19 protein-coding genes are annotated in these 20,194 nt (G+C 72.5%); 11 read left to right on the plus strand and 8 right to left on the minus strand.

The genetic code is table 11. The annotated features are described in order from the left end of the window. Positions 1-249: 249 nt before the first annotated feature. The 3 genes from ACIBAE_RS26830 to ACIBAE_RS26840 are packed head-to-tail and all read left to right on the plus strand — an operon-like array spanning position 250 to position 2,503. Positions 250-1,014 carry a LamB/YcsF family protein gene (locus ACIBAE_RS26830; protein ID WP_399290208.1) on the plus strand — a complete coding sequence of 255 codons (765 nt, stop codon included), beginning with the start codon at positions 250-252 and terminating at the stop codon, positions 1,012-1,014. Beyond that, a complete protein-coding gene (locus ACIBAE_RS26835; RefSeq protein WP_399290210.1) occupies positions 1,011-1,640 on the plus strand; it encodes an allophanate hydrolase subunit 1 in 630 nt (209 codons plus the stop codon). The genes ACIBAE_RS26830 and ACIBAE_RS26835 overlap by 4 nt, the downstream gene beginning before the upstream one ends. Then, entirely contained in the window at positions 1,637-2,503 is an 867-nt protein-coding gene (locus tag ACIBAE_RS26840; RefSeq protein ID WP_399290211.1) for a biotin-dependent carboxyltransferase family protein, read from the plus strand. The genes ACIBAE_RS26835 and ACIBAE_RS26840 overlap by 4 nt, the downstream gene beginning before the upstream one ends. Positions 2,504-2,758: 255 nt before the next feature. Here the strand turns inward: ACIBAE_RS26840 and ACIBAE_RS26845 are convergent, their stop codons facing one another. Together ACIBAE_RS26845 and ACIBAE_RS26850 are read right to left on the minus strand one after the other, a co-directional pair. After that, positions 2,759-4,177, minus strand: a complete 1,419-nt coding sequence (locus ACIBAE_RS26845; RefSeq protein WP_399290213.1) for a HEAT repeat domain-containing protein — start codon at positions 4,175-4,177, stop codon at positions 2,759-2,761. Positions 4,178-4,466: 289 nt separating this feature from the next. Next, a complete protein-coding gene (locus tag ACIBAE_RS26850) occupies positions 4,467-4,859 on the minus strand; it encodes an ankyrin repeat domain-containing protein (RefSeq protein WP_399290215.1) in 393 nt (130 codons plus the stop codon). A 294-nt stretch (positions 4,860-5,153) separates the two neighbouring features. On the opposite strand from ACIBAE_RS26850, the gene ACIBAE_RS26855 reads away from it, so the two are divergent. Both ACIBAE_RS26855 and ACIBAE_RS26860 read left to right on the plus strand, forming a co-directional pair. Continuing rightward, on the plus strand, positions 5,154-5,348 hold the full coding sequence (locus ACIBAE_RS26855) for a hypothetical protein (RefSeq protein ID WP_114658195.1): 195 nt from the start codon (positions 5,154-5,156) through the stop codon (positions 5,346-5,348). Positions 5,349-5,385: 37 nt separating this feature from the next. Beyond that, complete coding sequence (locus ACIBAE_RS26860) at positions 5,386-7,023, plus strand: hypothetical protein (protein WP_399290217.1); 1,638 nt, start codon at positions 5,386-5,388, stop codon at positions 7,021-7,023. 56 nt (positions 7,024-7,079) lie between these two features. On the opposite strand, the gene ACIBAE_RS26865 is transcribed toward ACIBAE_RS26860, so the two are convergent. Then, a complete protein-coding gene (locus ACIBAE_RS26865; protein ID WP_399290219.1) occupies positions 7,080-8,576 on the minus strand; it encodes a PLP-dependent aminotransferase family protein in 1,497 nt (498 codons plus the stop codon). Between the two features lie 100 nt (positions 8,577-8,676). Here ACIBAE_RS26865 and ACIBAE_RS26870 point away from each other — a divergent pair, with 100 nt between their 5' ends. The 4 genes from ACIBAE_RS26870 to ACIBAE_RS26885 all read left to right on the plus strand — a co-directional run bounded on the left by ACIBAE_RS26870 (position 8,677) and on the right by ACIBAE_RS26885 (position 12,139). Beyond that, positions 8,677-9,345: a YitT family protein gene (locus ACIBAE_RS26870; RefSeq protein WP_399290221.1), complete on the plus strand. Its 669-nt coding sequence runs from the start codon at positions 8,677-8,679 to the stop codon at positions 9,343-9,345. Further along, on the plus strand, positions 9,342-10,106 hold the full coding sequence (locus tag ACIBAE_RS26875; RefSeq protein WP_399290222.1) for a glycerophosphodiester phosphodiesterase family protein: 765 nt from the start codon (positions 9,342-9,344) through the stop codon (positions 10,104-10,106). Before ACIBAE_RS26870 ends, ACIBAE_RS26875 begins: the two co-directional genes overlap by 4 nt. Positions 10,107-10,156: 50 nt before the next feature. Beyond that, positions 10,157-11,509 (plus strand): MFS transporter, encoded by a 1,353-nt coding sequence (locus ACIBAE_RS26880; RefSeq protein ID WP_399290224.1) that lies wholly within the window; start codon positions 10,157-10,159, stop codon positions 11,507-11,509. Positions 11,510-11,764: 255 nt separating this feature from the next. Next, positions 11,765-12,139: an RNA polymerase-binding protein RbpA gene (locus tag ACIBAE_RS26885; protein WP_007262928.1), complete on the plus strand. Its 375-nt coding sequence runs from the start codon at positions 11,765-11,767 to the stop codon at positions 12,137-12,139. Between the two features lie 161 nt (positions 12,140-12,300). Here the strand turns inward: ACIBAE_RS26885 and fxsA are convergent, their stop codons facing one another. From fxsA to ACIBAE_RS26905, 4 genes are all read right to left on the minus strand, one after another. Further along, a complete protein-coding gene (gene fxsA / locus ACIBAE_RS26890; protein WP_399290226.1) occupies positions 12,301-12,912 on the minus strand; it encodes an FxsA family membrane protein in 612 nt (203 codons plus the stop codon). A gap of 55 nt (positions 12,913-12,967) precedes the next feature. Beyond that, entirely contained in the window at positions 12,968-13,744 is a 777-nt protein-coding gene (locus tag ACIBAE_RS26895; RefSeq protein WP_399290228.1) for a polyprenol monophosphomannose synthase, read from the minus strand. Between the two features lie 581 nt (positions 13,745-14,325). Then, entirely contained in the window at positions 14,326-15,966 is a 1,641-nt protein-coding gene (locus ACIBAE_RS26900; RefSeq protein ID WP_399290230.1) for an amidohydrolase, read from the minus strand. A 162-nt stretch (positions 15,967-16,128) separates the two neighbouring features. Next, positions 16,129-16,569, minus strand: coding sequence for an Lrp/AsnC family transcriptional regulator (locus ACIBAE_RS26905; protein WP_399290232.1), 441 nt, complete (start codon positions 16,567-16,569; stop codon positions 16,129-16,131). Positions 16,570-16,773: 204 nt separating this feature from the next. On the opposite strand from ACIBAE_RS26905, the gene ACIBAE_RS26910 reads away from it, so the two are divergent. Next, positions 16,774-17,175 (plus strand): hypothetical protein, encoded by a 402-nt coding sequence (locus ACIBAE_RS26910; protein WP_399290234.1) that lies wholly within the window; start codon positions 16,774-16,776, stop codon positions 17,173-17,175. Positions 17,176-17,277: 102 nt separating this feature from the next. Here ACIBAE_RS26910 and ACIBAE_RS26915 read toward each other — a convergent pair whose 3' ends face one another. After that, entirely contained in the window at positions 17,278-18,450 is a 1,173-nt protein-coding gene (locus ACIBAE_RS26915; RefSeq protein WP_399290236.1) for an acyl-CoA dehydrogenase family protein, read from the minus strand. Positions 18,451-18,891: 441 nt separating this feature from the next. Between ACIBAE_RS26915 and ACIBAE_RS26920 the strand changes: the two genes are divergently transcribed. After that, positions 18,892-20,142 (plus strand): glycoside hydrolase family 18 protein, encoded by a 1,251-nt coding sequence (locus ACIBAE_RS26920; RefSeq protein WP_399290238.1) that lies wholly within the window; start codon positions 18,892-18,894, stop codon positions 20,140-20,142. Positions 20,143-20,194 lie beyond the last annotated feature (52 nt).

A 20,194-nucleotide genomic window follows, 5' to 3' on the forward strand; every position in this document is an offset into this window, starting at 1 on the left:
GGCGGGTGGCCGAGGCAGTCGGCCGGTATCCGTTCCGCCCCCTCCCGGCCGCCCGGCCGGAGGGCTTCGCGCGGTTGTCCGTTCCGTACGGGACACGGCTCGTACGGGACACGGCTCGTGCGGGACACGACTCTTAAGGGACACGGCTCGTGCGGCCGCCGCGAATCGTCCGTCACGTTCGACGATCCTCTACGCTTTCTCAGCTCCAGGAGGGTGCGCATTCCTCTGCCCCGATCCGAAGGCGGCTCCATGACCCGGGCGTCCATCGATCTCAACGCCGACCTCGGCGAGGGCTTCGGCCGCTGGCGGCTGACCGAGGACGAAGAACTCCTCACCGTCGTCACGAGCGCCAATGTGGCCTGTGGCTTCCATGCGGGGGATCCGGCGACGATGCGGCGGGTCTGCGCGTGGGCCGCGGAGCGCGGGGTACGGATCGGGGCCCAGGTCTCGTACCGCGATCTGGCCGGTTTCGGCCGGCGCTCGATGGACGTACCGGGGGACGAGCTGGCCGCCGAGATCGCCTACCAGATCGGTGCGCTGGAGGTGTTCGCCAGAGCGGCGGGCGCCCGGGTCGCGTACGTGAAACCGCACGGCGCGCTGTACAACCGGGTCGTCCACGACGAGGAGCAGGCCGAGGCCGTCGTCGAGGGCGTCAAGCTGACCGGCGAGCGGCTGCCGCTGCTCGGCCTGCCGGGATCGGTGCTGCACGAGCGGGCGGAGCGGGCCGGACTGCCGGTCGTCACCGAGGCGTTCGCCGACCGGGCCTACACGGCGGAGGGCACCCTCGTGCCGCGCGGACAGGACGGCGCCGTGATCGACGATCCGGCGGCCGTCGTGGAACGCTCCGTGCGCATGGCCCGGTCCGGCGTGGTCACGTCCCGGTGCGGGCAGTCCGTCCCGGTCCGCGCCCGGTCGCTCTGCCTGCACGGCGACACCCCGGGTGCGGTCGATATCGCCCGGCGCGTGCGCGGGGAACTGGAAGCCGCCGGAGTCAGGGTGGAGTCCTTCGTATGAGGGTGCTGCCCGTCGGCGACCACGCGCTCCTCGTCGAGCTGCCCGACGGCGACCGGACGGCCGCGCTCCACGCCGAACTGCTGCGGCGCCGCGCCGCCGGCACCCTGCCGCCGGTAGGCGAGATCGTGCCCGCCGCGCGCACCGTACTGCTCGACGGACTCGACGACCCGGCCGCTTTCGCCGCGCGCCTGCGCGACTGGGAGGTGCCCGCCGTGCCCGCGCGGGCGGCGGACACCTCCCGGCCGTCCACGCTGCCGGTCCGGTACGACGGCCCCGATCTGGCGGAGGTCGCGGCGCTGTGGGGGGTGTCGGAGCGGGATGTCGCGCGCATCCACTCGGCCACCGAATTCCGGGTCGCGTTCTGCGGGTTCGCGCCCGGGTTCGGCTATCTCACCGGTCTCGACGAGCGGTACGCCGTGCCCCGCAGGCCCACGCCCCGGACCTCCGTACCGGCGGGCTCGGTCGGTCTCGCGGGCCCGTACACCGGGGTGTATCCGCGCTCCTCCCCCGGCGGCTGGTGGCTGATCGGTACGACGGACGCCGTCCTGTGGGACCCGGCGCGCGAGCCCGCCGCGCTGCTGGCCCCGGGCACGCGGGTGCGGTTCGTGCTGGAGGACGGCCGATGAGGGAACGGGCCTGCACGGTGGTCCGTGCCGGGGCGCTGAGCACGGTGCAGGACCTGGGGCGGTTCGGGAGGGCGCATCTGGGGGTGCCGCGTTCCGGGGCGCTCGATCTGCCCGCCCTGCGGCTGGCCAACCGGCTGGCGGGCAATCCGGAGGGCGCGGCTGCCCTGGAGACGACGCTGAGCGGCTGCGCGGTGCGGCCGCGTGACGCGGTGACGGTGGCGGTCGCCGGGGCACCCTGCCCGGTCACGGTCGACGGGCGGCCCGTCGCCTGGGGCGCTCCCGTACGGGTCCCGGCGGGTGCGCTGCTCGATGTCGGGGCGGCGGCCTCGGGGGTCCGTTCCTACCTGGCCTTCGGCGGCGGGATCGTGGTCGAACCGGTCCTCGGCAGCCGCGCCACCGATCTGTTGTCGGGCCTCGGCCCCGCACCGCTGCGGGACGGGACCGTCCTGCCGCTGGGGCCCCCGGCCGGCCCGGCGGCGCCGGTCGACTGGGTGCCGTGCGTGGCTCCGCCGGCCGAACTGGTGCTGCGTCTGCGGCTCGGGCCGCGCGACGACTGGTTCACCGGCGGGGCGCTGCGGACGCTGGTCACGCGGACGTACCGGGTGTCGTCGGCGAGCAACCGCATCGGGCTGCGCACCGAAGGACCGCCCCTGGAGCGCGCCGTCACCGCCGAGCTGCCCAGCGAGGGCATGGTGGTGGGGGCCGTGCAGGTGCCGCCGGACGGCCGCCCCGTGGTGTTCCTCGCCGACCATCCGACGACCGGCGGCTATCCGGTGGTGGGGGTGGTCGGGGCGCGGGACCTGGCGGCGGCGGCGCAGGCGGCGCCGGGGACGCCGGTGCGTTTCGTGGCGGTACGGCGCTGAGGTGGGCCGGATCGGCCCGGCTCCCCGAGGCACCACCAGGCGCCGGTCTCCCGGGCCTCGTGGTCATCGCGGCGCTCCGTCAGAGCCGGGTCCCGGTGCCGGGACGCGCGGCAGCGGGGCGCCGTGGGCCCGCCAGGAACGCGGCCACCGAGTTGTCGCAGGAGCGATCCGGAGGGCCCGCGACGGCGGGCCCTCACCCCGTTCGAGGCGGGTCTCACGTCTCCGAGGGTGTCCACAGAGCGGCTACGGGCCGTCTCACAGCGCTGCGGTGTCCGGCCCGATCCGGCTGCGTACGGCGGTCTGCACCTCGGCCTCCTCGGCGGGGTCCGCGGCGAGTCGCCGCAGCCGTTCCGCCACCCGTACGTCCGCGGTCTCGGCGTGCAGCGCGGCGACCTCCCGGGTGGTCTCCTCGCAGTCCCACAGGCATTCGACGGCGAATCCGGTGGCGTAGGAGGGGTCGGTGGCGGCCAGGGCGCGTGCCGCGCGCCCGCGCAGTTGTGAGGACGCGGTCTCCCGGTACACATGGCGCAGTACGGGTGCGGCGCAGACGATGCCGAGGCGGCCGGCGCCGTCGACGAGGGTCCACAGCAGGGGGGCGTCGGGCCCGTCGGCCCGTACGGTCTCGCGCAGCGCGCCCAGCACCAGCTGGGTGTCCTGGGTGCCGCCCCGGGTGGCGAGCACTCCGGCGGCGGAGGCGCCGAGGGCGTCGGGCCGGTGCACCCAGCCGCGGGCGCGGTCGACGGCCTCCCCGCCCGCCATCCGCTCGAAGGCGGAGACAGCGGCGTCGGCGACGGTGCGGTCAGGGCTGAGCGCCGCCGCCTCGATGAGGTCGAGGACGACGGGGTCGCGGATCTCGGCGAGATAGTGGAGCGCCGCGCAGCGGGCGCCGTCGGGCCCGCCCCGGGCGGCCTCCACGATCATCGGGCGGTCGCCGGGTCCCGCGACGGCGGCGAGACACCGGGCGGCGGGCACATGGAGCACCGCGCCGCGTTCGAGTGCCTGCTGCGCCCAGTCGAAGACGGCCTGGACGCTCCAGCCGGGGCGGGGTCCGGCCGGCCGCAGCTGACGCTGCCAGCGGTCGAACGAGCCCTGTTCGCCGGCCGCCCTGATCCGCGCGCCGACCGCCTCGCGCGGGTCGTCCGCCCAGAGCCGCCAGGGCCGGGGCTCGAAGGCGTCCCGTACGGCGGACGCCAGCTCGGCCTCGCCTTCCGGGGTCGCGGGGAAGCGGGCGAGGATGGGCGGGGCGAGCGCGCGCAGCCCCGCGTCGTCGTCCCGCAGGGCCAGCTCGTCCAGGGCCCAGGCCCAGTTAGCACCGACGGCGGCGTAGCGGCGCAGCAGGTCCAGGGCGTCGGCCCGGCCGTACGAGGCGAGGTGGCCGAGTACGGAGAGCGAGAGCCCGGTCCTGGACTCCTCGGTGTCGAAGTGGTCCTCGGCCCGGAAGAGATGGTGGTCGACGGCGTCGAGACCGCCGTGGAGATCCAGGTACAGACGCGCGTAGTAGAGCGAGCGGTTCTCGACCTGCCAGTCGTGGCGCGGGTCGTTCAGTACGCAGTGGTTGAGGGCGGCGAGCGCCTCCGCGCGGGGCGCGGCGAGCGCGTGCAGCGTGCCGTCGCCGCGGCCCCTCTGCAACAGGCCGAGCAGGGTGCCGCTCGGCGCTATGACTGGATCAAACATGGGAAAAGCCTCACATCAAGCTGTCGACGCGACCGGGGGGATGAATGCCTACGCAGCGCGGCAACATGTTCGGCCGATTGTCGTCTTCCGCTTGGTGCGAATCATCTTCCCTGCCTCTCGTCGGTGGCCTCTCGCAGGCCCGACGTCATGATGACCCAGCCATTTCGCCACCGCGACCACATTTAGACCCACCGGCACGCGGGAAGCGGAGTCGGGCGCCGGTGGCCACCGGCCCCGGCCCCTTCCTACCGCCGCCCCCGATGGCCGGCCGATCGTACGGTGTCCGATGTCACTGGGTTCCGAACAACTCCAGGAGGTCAGCCTTCCCGAACATCCGCGCGGTATCCACGGCGGAGGGAGTCCCTCCGGCCGGATCGGCCCCGCCCGCCAGCAGCGCGCGGATCACCGCGTCCTCACCCTTGAAGACGGCGCCGGCGAGCGGGGTCTGGCCACGGTCGTTGGTCCTGTCCGGGTCGGCGCCGCGTGCGAGCAGCGCCTCCACGGTCTCCGCGTGCCCGTGATAGGCGGCGAGCATGACCAGGCAGTCGCCCCTGTCGTTGGAGAGGTCGGGGGAGACTCCCGCCTCGACATAGGCGATGAGCGGTGCCGTCTCGCCCTGCCGGGCCAGACCGAAGATCTTCGTCGCCAGCGCGATCACCTCGGAATCCGGTGCTTCGCTCATCGATGGGCCGCCTTTCACGCCGTTGACCTGCCCGTACGGCAGGGGTGCCATACGAGTGAACCGACAGGCTACTGCCCGTACGGCGGCCTGGCCGGGCACCCCCGCGCCGGGGATCATCGCGCGGGCGGAGCGCGACAGGCGCTCCGGTCGGTCCGCCACCCGGGGAGCGTTCCGACGTAGGCCAGTGCAGTGAAATAGCTGACATTTCACTCATTTGCACCTTTTGTCGCATAGATACTTTCGGTGATCCTGGAAGAACTCATGGTGACTGTCCCCTCAACCAGGAGAACCCTCATGATTCTGTCGATGTCAGGCGTCGTGCTGCTCGGAATCATCGTCTTCCTCTTCTTCAGGAAGGACGGGCTCAAGGCGTCGCACGCGATGGTGTGCGCCCTCTTCGGCTTCTACCTGGCGGGCACCGCCATCGCGCCGAGCATCACGGCCGGCGGCGCGAGCCTCGCCGGCCTCCTGGGCGGGATCAAGTTCTGACACTCGCCCATCCCTTCCGCACCGTCAGGAGACAGACGTGGCCCGGCGACCACTCCCCCGCATTCTGAGCAGCGGCAGCGACCGGATCGCTCGCAGTCGCGACCTGGCCCGCTCGGCCGCCGACAGCGCCACCGACGTTCTCCATCCGCTGATCACGATCGTGCGTGGTCTGCGGCTGCTGGCCGCCGCGGGACGCCGGAAATGGGCCGGTACGCCCAGGGAACGGCGCGGTCCCGCGCTGTTCCTGACCACGGCCTGCGTCCTGGTGGTCGCGCTCATCCCGTACGGGCCGCTGCTGGCCCTGATCTCGGTGATGGCCGTGGCCGGCTGGCAGGGACGGGACCGTACGCCCGTGCGGACCGGGCCCGACGAAGCGGAGGTGAAGCGGCTCCAGTCCCTCTACGAGGCCCTGGTGCCCTACTTCTCCGTACCGGAGGACCCGAGTCCGCTCTTCACCCACGGTGGCGCGTGGAGTACGGCCTTCAGTGAGCACGCCTTCGACGGCGACGGACGCCTGACCCAGCTCCAGGTGGCGTATCCGCCGTACTTCCCCGACGGCGAGCCCGAGGCACGCGCCCGGATCGAGCAACTGCTGCACGCCAAGTCCGGACGCGGCCGCGAATACCTCTTCGACTGGGACGAGGAGGGCAATGTGCTGGTGATGCGGGTACTTCCCGCGCTGTCCACCGCCATCGCCGCCCAGCGCTTCGTCACCGTCCCCGGCGAGTCCGTACTCGGCTTCACCGACGACGGCGCGGTCCAGCGCACCGTCCCGGTCCTGTCGGGCGACGGCACGCGGGACGCGCCCCCGGTGATCTGGCGCACCGGCCCGCGCTCCACCGAACCGCACCTGCTGGTCGTCGGCCGGCCGGGCAGCGGCGCGACGAGCCTGCTGCGCTCCCTCGCCCTCCAGGCACTCCAGCACGGCGACATCCTGATCGTGGAGGGCAGCGGCACCGGCGAGTTCGCCTGCCTGACGGGGCGCGCGGGGGTGCTGGCCGTCGAGTGCGGACTGGCCGGGGCGCTCTCCAGCCTCGAATGGGCCGCGAACGAGACGGAGCGCCGGCTCATCGCCGCCAACCGCGCCCGCCAGTCGGGCCATCCCGCCCCCGAGGACACCAAACGGCCGCTGTGGATCCTGGTGGACCGGCCGAGCGTCTTCGGGCATCTCGCCGCCGCCGACGGGCGGCCCGATCCGCAGCAGCTGCTGCAGGTGCCCCTGCGCCACGGCAGAGCCGCGCAGGTCACGGTGGTCGTGGCCGAGCAGCTCGACCATCTGGACGCACTGAGCGAGACCGTACGGACGCACACCCCCGCCCGGGTCGTCCTCGGGCCCGCCGCGCCCTTCCAGCTGGAGGCGGTACTCGGGGCGCCGCCGCACACCACGCCCACGCCGGACATCCCGCCCGGCCGGGGCTACGCGCGGCTCGGCACCGGCCCGGTGCTCAGGCTCCAGGTCCCGGCGACGCCCGACCCGTACGACGACGCGACGAGCGAGGCGCACCGCCGGGCCGTGCTGTACCTGCTGCCGGAACGTCACACTCCGCTCGACCAGGCACCGGCGTACGAGCAGGAACCGGCGCACGAGCAGGAACCGGCCCACGAGCGGGTGCCGGACGGGGAACCGGACCGCGTCGACGGACCGGCCCCCGCCACGGTGCCGGCGGAGGGCTGACTGCCGGCCTCCCCGTGTCCGCGGCCGCCCCCAGGGGCTGATCCGGCGCCAGGCCGTCAGGCGACGAAGGTGCGCGGCACATCCGTGCCGGCCTTCGCCCCGGACTCCACGAGGCGGGCCGCGGCCGCCAGCCGGGCCGCCGCCTCGACGGCGACCGGGCCGCTCACGGTGAACGGCAGCCGCACGTACCCCTCGAAGGCCCCGTCGACCCCGAAGCGCGGCCCCGACGGCACCCGCACGCCGACCCGTTCACCCACCTCGGCCAGGCGCGAGCCCGACAGCCCGCCGGTCCGCACCCACAGGGTCAGCCCGCCGCGCGGCACGTCGAACTCCCAGCCGGGCAGCTCCGCGCGTACCGCCGTCACCAGCGCGTCCCGGTTCTCCCGCGCCTGGGCCCGCCGCAGGGCGACCGCCTCCTCCCAGCCGCCGGTCCGCATCAGCCAGTCGACGGCGAGCTGTTCGAGGACCGGGGTGCCGAGGTCGGCGTACGCGCGGGCCGCGACCAGGGACCTGATCACATCGGGCGCCGCGCGCACCCATCCGATCCGCATGCCCGCCCAGAACGCCTTGCTGGCCGAGCCGACCGTGAGCACCGTGCTGCCCGCGGGGTCGAAGGCGCAGACCCGCCGGGGCATGTCGATGTCCGGCTCCAGATGCAGCTCGGACATGGTTTCGTCGACGACGAGCACCGTGCCCGCCGAGCGCGCCGCGTCGACCAGCCGGCGCCGCTGGTCCTCGTCGGCAAGCGCGCCGGTCGGGTTGTGGAAGTCGGCGACGACGTAGGCGAGCCGGGGGGCCGCTTCCCGCAGCACCTGGCGCCAGCGCCCCACGTCCCAGCCGGCCAGCCCCTCCGCCATGGCGACCGGCACCAGCCGCGCGCCCGCCTCCCGCATCAGCTGGAGGATGTTCGCGTACGAGGGGGACTCGACCGCGACCCGCTCGCCCCGGCCCGCGAAGAGATGGCAGATCGCGTCCATCGCGCCCATCGCGCCGGTGGTGACCATGATCTGCTCGGGCATGGTCGGAACGCCGAGCGCGGTATAGCGGTCGGCGAGCATCCGCCGCAGCGCGGGCACCCCGGCCGGGTAGTCGCCGTGGGTGTGCGCGTACGGCGTGAGCTCCTCCAGCGCCCCCTGGAAGGCCCGGGTCAGCCACGGCTCCGGGGCGGGCAGCGCGGCGGTGCCGAGATCGATCATCGAGCCGAGCGACTCCGGCGGCAGGGGTTCGAGCCCCCGCGCCGGCAGCGGATTGCCGGCCGGTACGGCGGTCCAGCTGCCCGCGCCCCTGCGGGACTCCAGGAATCCTTCGGCGCGCAGCGTCTCGTACGCGGCCGCCACGGTCGTGCGGCTCACGGACAGCGAGAGGGCCAGTTCGCGTTCGGCGGGGAGCCGGGCTGCCACGGCGACCCGGCCTTCCAGGACGAGCAGCCGGATGCCGTCGGCGAGGGCCTGGTAGGCCGAGGGACGGCGGGCACCGGGGCCGGCGGGCCGCTGCTGAGCGTTGAGCTGCCGGGCGAGCTGAGCTGCTCCGACCGCCGAGGTCCACTGCACCATGAAAGTCAGTCCACCTTTCCCGAATTGGCCATGGTTGGCCTCCTCCGACCAGCCACAGAGTGACATGTGTCAGTCCACCATCGCATCCGGGGGCAGCAATATGTCCATCCCGTCCGATTTTCGCGGACTTCATCTTCCCCGCCGACTGGCCCAGCTCTACGCCGGTCTCGCGCTGTACGGGGTGAGCGCGGCGCTCCTCGTCCGGGCCGGCCTCGGGCTTGAGCCGTGGGGCGTACTGCACCAGGGGCTGGCCGGGCTCACCGGGCTGAGCATGGGCGTCGTATCGATCGCCGTCGGCGCCGCCGTCCTGCTGCTGTGGATCCCGCTCCGGCAACGCCCGGGGCTCGGCACCGTCTCCAATGTCGTCGCCGTCGGCATCGCGCTGGACGCCGCCCTCGCCACGATCCCGGACGGCCGCGGCACGGCCGTCCGGGCCGCGATGCTGGGGACAGGCATCGTCCTCAACGGCGCGGCCACCGGCCTCTACATCGCGGCACGCTTCGGCCCGGGTCCACGGGACGGCCTGATGACCGCCGTACACCGGCTGACCGGCCGCTCGGTCCGACTGGTCCGCACGGCGATCGAACTCACGGTCGTCGCCACCGGCTTCACGCTCGGCGGCACGGTGGGGATCGGCACGGTGGCGTACGCCCTGGCCATCGGACCTCTCGCCCAGCTCTTCCTGCGGGTCTTCGCCGTCCCGGCGGCGGACGGTGGCAGCGCGGTGGTCACCACCGGGTCACCTGGGCAGGCCATACTGCGGCGGTGACTCGCGTATCCCACCCCTACCTGGACCGACCGGCACCGATCCCGTTCGCCCATCGCGGCGGCGCGGCGGACGGCCTGGAGAACACCGCCGCCGCGTTCCGGCGCGCGGCCGCACTCGGTTACCGCTACTTCGAGACCGATGTGCACGCCACCTCGGACGGCCGGCTCGTCGCCTTCCACGACGCGACCCTGGACAGGGTGACGGACGCCCGGGGCCGGATCGGCGACCTGCCCTGGGACGAGGTGCGCCAGGCCAGGGTGGCGGGGAGTGAACCGCTGCCGCTCTTCGAGGAGTTGCTGGAGGAGTTTCCCGAGGCGCGCTGGAACGTGGACATCAAGGCCGCGCCCGCCCTGGTCCCGCTGATCGAGCTGATCCGCAGGACCGGCAGCTGGGACCGGATCTGTGTGGGCTCCTTCTCCGAGGCGCGGGTGGCCGCCGCGGCCGCTCTCGCGGGCCCCCGGCTCGCCACCTCGTACGGCGTACGGGGCGTACTGGGCCTGCGGCTCCGCTCGTACGGAATCCCCGCCCCGGTCCGTACCGGCGCGGTCTGCGCACAGGTCCCGGAGAGCCAGAACGGCATCCGGGTGGTGGACGAGCGCTTCGTGCGGACGGCACACGCGCGCGGCCTGCAGGTCCATGTCTGGACGGTCAACGAACCGGAGCGGATGGCGGCGCTCCTGGATCTCGGCGTGGATGGCATCATGACCGATCAACTGGATGTTCTGCGTGCGGTGTTCACCGCGCGGGGGGTCTGGCAGTGACCGGGCGGGGCGGACAGGACGTCCGCACGGGGAGAGCGAGGGGGCGCGGGGTGACCGCTGACACCGTGGACCGGGCCGACGACAGCGCGGCGGCGGACCGCCGGCGCGAGCAACGCGGCTGGTACTTCTACGACTTCGCCTGCTCCGTCTATTCGACGAGCGTGCTCACGGTCTTCCTCGGCCCGTATCTGACGTCGGTGGCGAAAGCGGCCGCCGACGCGGACGGCTTCGTCCATCCGCTGGGCGTCCCCGTGCGCGCCGGGTCGGTCTTCGCGTACGCGGTCTCGGTGTCGGTCGTGGTGGCGGTGCTGGTGATGCCGCTGGCGGGCGCGGCGGCGGACCGTACGGGACGCAAGAAACCACTGCTCGCCGTCGCCGCCTATCTGGGCGCGGCCGCCACGACGGGCATGTTCTTCCTGGACGGCGACCGCTATCTGCTGGGCGCGCTGCTGCTGATCGTGGCGAACGCCTCCCTGTCGGTCTCGATGGTCCTCTACAACGCGTATCTGCCGCAGATAGCCGGGCCCGAGGAGCGGGACTCCGTCTCCTCGCGGGGCTGGGCCTTCGGTTACACCTCGGGCGCCTTCGTCCTGGTGCTCAATCTCGTCCTCTACACGGGTCATGACTCCTTCGGGGTATCCGAATCGACGGCGGTGCGGATCTGTCTGGCCTCGGCCGGCGTCTGGTGGGGCGCCTTCACCCTCGTCCCGCTCCGCAGGCTGCGCGACCGCAGGCTGCCGCCGAGCGGCGAGGGAGCCGTGGGCACGGGCTGGCGGCAGCTGATGACGACGCTGCGGGACATGCGACGGCATCCCCTGACGCTCTCCTTCCTGCTCGCCTATCTCGTCTACAACGACGGGATCCAGACCGTGATCTCCCAGGCCTCGATCTACGGCTCCGAGGAGCTGGGCCTGGACCAGACGACTCTCATCACGGCCGTGCTGCTGGTGCAGATCCTGGCGGTGGCGGGCGCCCTGGGCATGGGCCGGATGGCCCGGTCGTACGGCGCCAAGCGGACCATTCTCGCGTCCCTGGCCGTCTGGACGCTGATCCTCGGGGCCGGGTACTTCCTGCCCGCGGGGGCGCCGGTCGCCTTCTACCTGCTGGCCTCGGCGATCGGGCTGGTGCTGGGCGGCAGCCAGGCGCTGTCCCGCTCGCTGTTCTCGCATCTGGTGCCGCGCGGTAAGGAGGCCGAGTACTTCTCCGCGTACGAGATGAGCGACCGGGGACTGAGCTGGCTGGGGCCACTGGTGTTCGGGCTCGCGTATCAGCTCACCGGGAGCTACCGGGATGCGATCATCTCGCTGGTGGTGTTCTTCCTGCTCGGGTTCGGCCTGCTCGCGAGGGTTCCGATCGGGCGGGCGATAGCCGCCGCGGGAAACCCCGTACCGGCGCGGATTTAGACGTTGAAGTCAAAGGGCGGTAGTGTACGCGTTTGGCCTGCCAGGCGGACCGTTACTGCGTACTGAAGAATTCAATTCGCTAGGTGACATCCTCTGCCAGATGTGACAAACCGGGCACTGGTGGGTAGAACAAGGGGCGGCACGACGGGCGACGCATGACCCGGAACGGGAATCTTTACCGCCGACCGGACGTTGACCGGATGACGACGACAGCGACACCTGTCCTGTGGGCGACAAGCCCGGGAGGCACGATTCATGAGTGAGCGAGCTCTCCGCGGCACGCGACTTGTGGTTACCAGCTACGAGACGGACCGCGGCATCGATCTGGCCCCGCGCCAGGCGGTGGAGTACGCATGCCAGAACGGACATCGATTTGAGATGCCGTTCTCGGTAGAGGCGGAAATTCCGCCGGAGTGGGAGTGCAAGGCGTGTGGCGCCATGGCACTCCTGGTGGACGGGGATGGCCCCGAAGAGAAGAAGGGCAAGCCTGCGCGTACGCACTGGGACATGCTCATGGAGCGGCGCACACGCGAGGAGCTGGAGGAGGTGCTGGCCGAGAGGCTGGCGGTCCTGCGCTCCGGCGCCATGAACATCGCCGTGCACCCGCGGGACAGCCGGAAGTCCGCCTGACCGCGTAACCACCGCACAACGAGCGACAACAGAACAGCCGCGGGCTGCGTCACACCGAGTGTGTGCCGCAGCCTGCGGCTTTTCGCTGTGCGCTTCCGCTGTGCGCTTTCCCGCGGATCGCGCTTTCGGCGGGGTCCACGGGGCCGGTCCACGGGGCGGGTCTACGGGGCCAGCGGCGGGCGCGGGCCGTCGTCGCCGGGGCGGCTCGGGCGCCGGGGGTCGTCGTTCTTGATGACCTCTCCCTGGACCACCTTGCCGTCCGGCTGGCGCATCCGGGCCTGCTGGAAGGCGTCCCCCAGGGTGCCCGGGGCGGCCATCCCGCTCATCCGGCGTTCCAGGGACCGCTCCACGTATCCGCCGAGCGCTGTCCGTACCGGCGGGATGAGCAGCAGCAGCCCCAGCACATCCGTGACGAGTCCCGGGATCATGATCAGCAGGCCGCCCAGCATGAGGAAGCCGTTGCGGTTCTTCCCCGCCTCCGGATCGGGCGTGAGGGGCTCGCCCGGGTGCTCCTGCTGCTGCCGCTGCGCGCGACGCACCGTCTCGGTGAGATTGCCGAAGGCCCGGCGGCCGGCGCGCTTGATGACGACGGCGCCGAGCACGAACGCGCCGACGAGCAGGAACAGGATGGTGAGTCCGCCCGCGAGATCGGCCACGGTGATCAGCAGCCAGATCTCCAGCGCCAACCAGACAGCGACGGCCAGCGGCACGAAGGCGCGGGCGCGCGAGCGGGGACGCTGGGGAACGGGCCGGGGAGGCGGAGCGGTCGTCATACCCCCAGTGTGCCTGGGCAGGGGCCGGGAGCGCGTACCGGGGTGATCGAAATGATCAGGCCGGACCGGAGGTCTTACGGCCGAGGAATCGGTTCGCCCGGGACTCGACGCCCCAGGCCGTCACGCGCCACAGCGCCTCGACGACGATGTCCCGGCTCATCTTGGAATCGCCCAGCTCGCGCTCGACGAAGGTGATGGGCACTTCGACCACATGGAACCCGGCCGCGACCGCGCGGCGGGCCAGGTCGACCTGGAAGCAGTAGCCCTGGGAGGAGACGGCGTCGAGGCCGAGCCCCTCCAGGGTCCGCGTACGGAAGGCGCGGAAGCCGCCGGTGACATCGCGGATCGGGACGCCGAGCAGGACCCGTGAGTAGGTGCTGCCGCCCCGGGACAGCAGCTCCCGGGTCTTGGGCCAGTTGACGACCCGGCCGCCGGGCATCCAGCGCGAGCCGAGAACGAGGTCGGCGCCCTTCAGCGCGGTCAGCAGGCGGGGCAGCTCCTCGGGCTGGTGGGAGCCGTCGGCGTCCATCTCGACGAGGACGCCGTACCCGTGGTCGATGCCCCAGCGGAAGCCCGCCAGGTAGGCGGCGCCGAGCCCTTCCTTGCCCTTGCGGTGCAGTACGCGCACCTGGCTGTCCACGGCGGCCAGTTCGTCGGCGATCTTGCCCGTGCCGTCGGGGCTGTTGTCGTCGGCGATGAGGATGTCGGCCGCCGGCACGGCGGCGCGCACCCGGGCAACGATCGGCTTGATGTTCTCGGCCTCGTTGAAGGTCGGGATGATCACCAAGGCCGTGCCGAGCGGTCCGTACCGCCGCTGACCACCGTCGTCCACTGCTGCCCCTTAGTCGCTGTACGCCGATGTCGTCGCTGCACACCGGAGCACCACCTTAGCGAGCGCGCCGCCCCCCTCGGTCATCATGGTGGCCGGGTGTCGGACCGACCGGGGGCCGATGTCCGGAGATCGGGTGCCGAAGAGGTATTTCCTACGCGACGCGGGGCGCGGAAGCGCTCCTGCGGATCGGGACCCGGCGTCCTTCGGGCCGACCTGGGACCCGCTGGCTGCGGGTCGACCGAAAGCCGTTGTCTACTGAACGCCGGGGCCCCATCCGGGTCGCACCTGCCGGCCGGCTGACACCTTCCCTCGCCCCCGTGACGCGGGTGCTGGACCTGGCTCCCAGCGGCGGTGCGCCGGTGCGGCACACCCCCCATGGCCCAGCGGCGTTCGACGACTGTGTGGAGGCCGCCGGACGGACGTCCTTGGTGGACCCGGCCGAACCTACCGGCCGGTGACTGCCTACTGTCAACAGCCGCCCGACCTGCGGTGTTGGCCCGAATCACCAGGTCAGCGGGGAAGAGCCGCAGGTCGCGGCAGACGGCGGGAAGCGCCGGCCGGCGGTGCGAAATGTCCGTACGTCACTCGTTCGGACGCACGAACACCGTGTGGCCGCCGATGACGGTCCGCAGGCATACGGGCAGCGGGCGGCCCGGTGTGAGGTCGGGCAGGCCGGGCGTTCCCGAGCGGGGGTCGGTGGACCACCGGGCCACCCGGTCGTCGGGGGCCTGGACCACCAGTTCCTCGGTGCGCCAGACGGCGTAGTCGGCGGGGGCGCCGGGCACCAGCGTGCCCGCGTCGTCCCGGCCGAGGGCGCGCCATCCGCCGCGCGTATGGGCGGTGAACGCCGCCCGGACGGAGATCCGGTGCTCGGGGGTGCGGTGGAAGGCCGCCGCCCGCACGGTGCCCCACGGGTCGAGCGGGGTGACCGGGCTGTCGGACCCGAAGGCGAGCGGGACGCCGGCGCGCAGCAGGGCGGCGTACGGATTCAGCGTACGGGCGCGCTCGCCGCCGAGCCGCTGGGCGTACATGCCGTCCTCGCCGCCCCAGGCCGCGTCGAAGGCGGGCTGGACGGAGGCGGTGAGGCCCAGTTCGGCGAAGGCGGCGACAGTGGCCGGGGTGAGCATCTCGGCGTGCTCCACGCGGTGCCTGGCGGCCCGGATACGCGGCAGGCCGAGGCGCTCGGCGGCGGCCCGTACCCCTTCGGTGACCGCGCTGATCGCGGCGTCGCCGATGGCGTGGAATCCGGCCTGGAGTCCGGCTTCGGTGCAGGCGGCCACATGGGCCGCGACGGCGGCCGCGTCGAGGTGGGCGGTACCGGTGTGGGGGGCGTCGGCGTACGGCTCGTGCAGGCAGGCCGTGTGGGAGCCGAGCGAACCGTCGACGAAGAGATCACCGGCGGCTCCGACGGCGCCCAGTTCGCGCACGCGCCGGGCACCCTTCTCGTCGGTGACCGATTCCGCCCAGTACCCGTGGACGCGCGGTCCCGGCTCCTCGGCGGCCAGCCTCAGCAGCGCGGTGAAGTCCTCCTCGCCGGAGATCTCCGGGCCCGCGCACTCGTGGACGCTGCCGATGCCGAGGGACGCGGCCCGGTGGCGGGCCGCCCGCTGCGCGTCGGCTCGCTGCCGCGCGGTGACGGCGCCGTACGCCGTCGCCCGCACGGCGTGGTGGGCGGCGCCGGTCAGCGGGGCGTCCGGGTGGTAGCCGGTGAGCGAGGTGACGCCGGCGACCAGGTCGAGCAGCGCGGTGGTCACCACGGCCGAGTGGACGTCGATCCGCGTCAGGTACAGCGGCCGGCCGGCCGCGGCTTCGTCGAGCTCGGCGCGGGACGGTGGGCGCTGTTCGGGCCAGCGGGCGGAATCCCAGCCGTGACCGAGCAGAATCCGGTCCTCGGGGTGTGCGGCGCGGTGGGCGCGTACGAGACCGAGCGCCTCCGGCAGGCTCCGGGCACCGGAAAGGTCGAGGCCGGTGAGGGCGAGCCCGGTGGCCGTCGTGTGGACATGGGCGTCGGTGAACGCGGGGGTGACGAGCGCGCCTTCGAGGTCGACGACCTCGTCGACACCGGGGGCGAAGGAGTCCGCCGCGCCCTCCGAGCCGACCCAGGCGACATGGCCGCGTTCAACGACCATCGCGGTGGCGAAGGGATCGGCGGGGCTGTGGACTTCTCCACCGCGCAACAGCACGGTGCGGTGTTCGCTCTGGGGGGCGGCGCTCTCGGTCATGCCGACCAGTCTCCCGCGTGACGCCTCCGACCGGGAAACCGGGTCCCACGTGGGCGAGCGAGCCGAACCAGTGCAAACCACCCCGGCGAGTGAACCGAAGGAACGCCGCCGCCGGGAGGGAGGGCGGGAACGCGCGGCGCCCCGGAGGCGGACGAGCCGGTGTCAGAAGGACGGCGGCCGGGACTCGTAGGGGGTGGAGAGGACGACCGTGGTCCGGGTGGAGACGCCCGCCAGGGAGCGGATACGGGTGAGCAGGTGTTCGAGTTCCAGTGGGGTGGCGACCCGTACCTTGAGGATGTAGTTCTCGTCTCCGGCCACGCTGTGACACGCCTCGATCTCGGGGACTCCGGCGAGCCGTTCCGCGATGTCGTCGGGGGCGCTGGGGTCGAACGGTTTCGCCGAGATGAACGCGGTGAGCGGCAGGCCGACCGCCTCCGGGTCGACGACGGCGGCGTAACCGCGGATGACTCCCCGCTGCTCCAGCCGGCGTACCCGCTGGTGCACCGCCGAGGTGGACAGGCCGGTGGCCTTGCCCAGGTCGGTGTAGCTCATCCGGCCGTCCTTGACGAGCAACTCCACGATCTGACGATCCAGCTCCTCCATACGGATCAACCTATGGCCCCGGGCCGCTTCCGGCACAGTCGGCGGGGGTTCCGGGAGGCACCCACGGCCGGCATGTGACGAACACCACAGGTTCGCGGCAGGGTCCTTCGGGGCCGCGCGGTTACCCGCCTCGCGCGGAGGGAATTGCTTGCTGTGGTCGAGACCACACATGCCTGGTCGGCCCACCCGAGGGGGAATGTCTCCATGCAGAGCCTGAAGCGCGCCGAACGTAGCGAATCGGAGCCCGTCGATCTCGACGAGAGCGACGATTTTGACTTCTACGACACCTTCGAGATGTACCGGGTCATGTGCCCGGACTGTGCGCAGCCGATCGCGCTGCTGGCGGACGAGGACGTCCTGCCGGAGCACGCGCTGTGCCCCTCGCCGTGGAATCCGTTCGTGCTTTCGGTGTGCTCGGGGACGGGCCGCGCGGCGTCGGACGCCCAGCCCGTCGACGACGAGACGTCCGAGGCCCAGGAGCAGGACACCGCACTGCTGCTGACGCTCCCTCAGGGGCTCGACTGGCGGACGCAGCCTTTCTCGCATGTCGGCGGCCCCGGCTCGCGCCCGTTCAAGGTGCCGGTCATGCGGCGGCACGCGGCCTGACGCCACGGAACCCCCGCACCGTCGCGGTGCGGGGGCTCTCCCTGCCCTGAGGCGGGCGGGACCGAGCCGGACCCGGGCGGGGGACAGGCCCCGCCTCCGGTGTCAGCGGGTCTCGGGGCCCGCGAGATGGCGGGCGATCACCATGCGCTGGATCTGGTTGGTCCCTTCGACGATCTGCAGCACCTTCGCCTCGCGCATGTAGCGCTCCACGGGGAAGTCCGTGGTGTAGCCGTAGCCGCCGAGCACCTGCACGGCGTCGATGGTCACCTGCATCGCCGCGTCCGTGCAGAACAGCTTGGCCATGGCGGCCTGCTGGGAGAACGGCCGGCCGGCGTCACGCAGGCGTGCGGCGGCCAGATAGAGCGAGCGTCCGGCCTCGATCCGGGTGGCCATGTCGGCGAGCAGGAAGCGCAGCCCCTGGAAGTCCGCGATGGGTTTGCCGAACTGCAGTCGTCCGGTGGCGTAGGCGACGGCCTCGTCGAGGGCGGCCTGGGCGAGGCCCACCGCGCAGGCGGCGATGCCGAGGCGGCCGGAGTCGAGTGCGGAGAGCGCGATGGCGAAGCCCTGCCCCTCCTCGCCGAGCCGTCGGCTGTCGGCCACCCGTACGCCGTCGAAGTGGAGTTGGGCGGTGGGCGAGCCCTTCATGCCCATCTTCTTCTCGGGGAGCGCCGCGGTCAGGCCGGGGGCGTCGCCGGGGACCAGGAAGGCCGTGATGCCCCGCGCTCCGTCGCCGCCGGTGCGGGCGAGCACGGTGCAGAAGTCCGCGATGCCACCATGGGTGATCCATGCCTTGGTGCCGGTGATGACCCAGTCGTCCCCGTCCCGTACCGCCTTCGTGCGCAGTGAGGCGGCGTCCGAGCCGGCGGAGGGTTCGGAGAGGCAGTAGGCGCCGAGGAGCCCGCCGCCCAGCATGGCGGGGAGGTGTTCAGTCCGCTGTTCCTTGCTGCCGTAACCGGCAAGGGCGTGGCAGGCGAGCGAGTGCACGCTGACGCCGAGGCCGACGGTGAGCCGGGCCGCGGCGAGCTCTTCGAGCACTTGGAGGTAGACCTCGTACGGCTGATCCCCGCCGCCGTGGGCGGAGTCGTACGGGAGGCCGAGCAGTCCCGACGCGGAGAGCAGATCGAAGACTTCGCGGGGGAACCGTCCCGCTTCCTCCTCCTCGGCCGCCTTGGGGATGATCTCGCGCTGGGTGATGTCGCGGACGAGTGCGACGAGGTCCTGAGCCTCCTCGGTGGGCAGCTGTCGTTCCACCGGTCGCGGGGCGCGGTCGGGCATGGCGGCGCTCTCCTCCCTCTCGGGGCGGTACGGCGGTCGCGCGCGCAGGGTGTGACGGCGCCGCCGGCTGGAGTCCGGGGGTGCCCCCGGACGGCAGTTGTGCCCAGCCGATGCTGCCCTCCCGGATCGCGGAAGCGGCTGACCAGCGGCTGTGGCGCGTTGAGTATCCCCGATCGGCGGGCTTTCGTCACGGGTGAAGAATTCCTGGGAAGTCCCCCGCACCCCGGGGAACTTGGTCCGAACCATTGACCGAGTGGTCTAGTCCTTCTAATGTCCTCGTCAATACATGACGGGTTCATGTCATGTATGTGGCGGCTTTCCGCCTCCGGTTCTTCACCGGCTCGCCCTTCCCCACTCACCCCCCGCCCACTCACCCCTCCCCCACTCACCCCTCGCCCACTCGTCCCCCCACTCGCTCTTCCTCCCCCACGAGGAGACACCATGCTTGGACTCCACCGCCCCCGCGCCCGCCTCCGGGCGCTGGTCGCCGCCGCCTGCACGGCCGCTCTCGGAGTGACCCTGCTCGCCGGAGGCAGCGCCTCGGCCGGCCAGACGGCCCCCGCAGCCCCCGCAGCCCCCGCAGCCCCCGCAGCGAACGGCAAAGTGGTCGGTTACTTCACCGACTGGGGTGTCTACGACCGGAATTACCACGTCAGGAACATCGAGACCTCCGGCTCGGCCGGCAAGCTCACGCACATCAACTACGCCTTCGGCAATGTGACCGCCGGAAAGTGCGCGGTCGGCGACTCGTACGCGGACTACGAGAAGGCGTACACCGCCGACCAGAGCGTGAACGGCGTCGCCGACACCTGGGACCAGCCACTGCGCGGCAGCTTCAACCAGCTGCGCGAGCTCAAGGCGCTGCACCCCGGGCTGAAGGTCCTCTGGTCGTTCGGCGGCTGGTCCTGGTCCGGCGGCTTCGCCGAGGCGGCCCGGAACCCGGCCGCGTTCGCCCAGTCCTGCCACGAACTGGTCGAGGACCCGCGCTGGGCCGATGTCTTCGACGGGATCGACATCGACTGGGAATACCCCAACTCCTGCGGCCTGACCTGCGACACGAGCGGGCCGGACGCGTTCCGGAACCTCACGTCCGCGCTGCGCGACGCGTTCGGTTCCGACCTGGTGACGGCGGCCATCACCGCCGACGGTTCGGACGGCGGAAAGATCGAGGCGGCCGACTACGCGGGCGCGGCGCGGTACCTCGACTGGTACAACCCGATGACCTACGACTTCTTCGGTGCCTTCGCGGCGCAGGGCCCCACCGCGCCGCATTCGCCCCTCACCTCCTACGAGGGCATCCCGACGGAGGGCTTCAACTCCGCCGCGGCGATCAGCAAACTGAAGGGGCTGGGCATCCCGTCCGAGAAGCTGCTGCTGGGCATCGGCTTCTACGGCCGCGGCTGGTCCGGCGTCACGCGGAAGGAGCCGGGAGGCGCCGCGACGGGCGCGGCACCCGGGAGGTACGAGGCGGGCATCGAGGACTACAAGGTCCTCAGGAACAGCTGCCCGGCCAACGGGACGGTCGCCGGCACCGCGTACGCCTTCTGCGGCGACCAGTGGTGGAGCTACGACACGCCCGCCACCATCGCCGGAAAGATGGCGTACAAGGACGAGCAGGGCCTCGGCGGCACCTTCCTCTGGGAGCTGAGCGGCGACACCACCGACGGCGAACTGATCAGGGCGATCAGCTAGCGCCTGTCCGGACCGCGGGGTCCGGAAAGGGGCGGGGTGCCTCATCGGCCCC

Source organism: Streptomyces sp. NPDC051569 (assembly GCF_044454085.1).
Taxonomy (GTDB): domain Bacteria; phylum Actinomycetota; class Actinomycetes; order Streptomycetales; family Streptomycetaceae; genus Streptomyces.

Bases quoted from the DNA above. Each gene is read 5' to 3' on its own strand.
- ACIBAE_RS26830 (WP_399290208.1), top strand. From the start codon at position 250: ATGACCCGGGCGTCCATCGATCTCAACGCCGACCTCGGCGAGGGCTTC.
- fxsA (WP_399290226.1), bottom strand. From the start codon at position 12,912: ATGACGACCGCTCCGCCTCCCCGGCCCGTTCCCCAGCGTCCCCGCTCG.
- ACIBAE_RS26910 (WP_399290234.1), top strand. From the start codon at position 16,774: ATGCAGAGCCTGAAGCGCGCCGAACGTAGCGAATCGGAGCCCGTCGAT.
- ACIBAE_RS26915 (WP_399290236.1), bottom strand. From the start codon at position 18,450: ATGCCCGACCGCGCCCCGCGACCGGTGGAACGACAGCTGCCCACCGAG.
- ACIBAE_RS26850 (WP_399290215.1), bottom strand. From the start codon at position 4,859: ATGAGCGAAGCACCGGATTCCGAGGTGATCGCGCTGGCGACGAAGATC.
- ACIBAE_RS26900 (WP_399290230.1), bottom strand. From the start codon at position 15,966: ATGACCGAGAGCGCCGCCCCCCAGAGCGAACACCGCACCGTGCTGTTG.
- ACIBAE_RS26885 (WP_007262928.1), top strand. From the start codon at position 11,765: ATGAGTGAGCGAGCTCTCCGCGGCACGCGACTTGTGGTTACCAGCTAC.
- ACIBAE_RS26835 (WP_399290210.1), top strand. From the start codon at position 1,011: ATGAGGGTGCTGCCCGTCGGCGACCACGCGCTCCTCGTCGAGCTGCCC.
- ACIBAE_RS26870 (WP_399290221.1), top strand. From the start codon at position 8,677: ATGTCCATCCCGTCCGATTTTCGCGGACTTCATCTTCCCCGCCGACTG.
- ACIBAE_RS26905 (WP_399290232.1), bottom strand. From the start codon at position 16,569: ATGGAGGAGCTGGATCGTCAGATCGTGGAGTTGCTCGTCAAGGACGGC.
- ACIBAE_RS26855 (WP_114658195.1), top strand. From the start codon at position 5,154: ATGATTCTGTCGATGTCAGGCGTCGTGCTGCTCGGAATCATCGTCTTC.
- ACIBAE_RS26845 (WP_399290213.1), bottom strand. From the start codon at position 4,177: ATGTTTGATCCAGTCATAGCGCCGAGCGGCACCCTGCTCGGCCTGTTG.
- ACIBAE_RS26840 (WP_399290211.1), top strand. From the start codon at position 1,637: ATGAGGGAACGGGCCTGCACGGTGGTCCGTGCCGGGGCGCTGAGCACG.
- ACIBAE_RS26920 (WP_399290238.1), top strand. From the start codon at position 18,892: ATGCTTGGACTCCACCGCCCCCGCGCCCGCCTCCGGGCGCTGGTCGCC.
- ACIBAE_RS26865 (WP_399290219.1), bottom strand. From the start codon at position 8,576: ATGGTGCAGTGGACCTCGGCGGTCGGAGCAGCTCAGCTCGCCCGGCAG.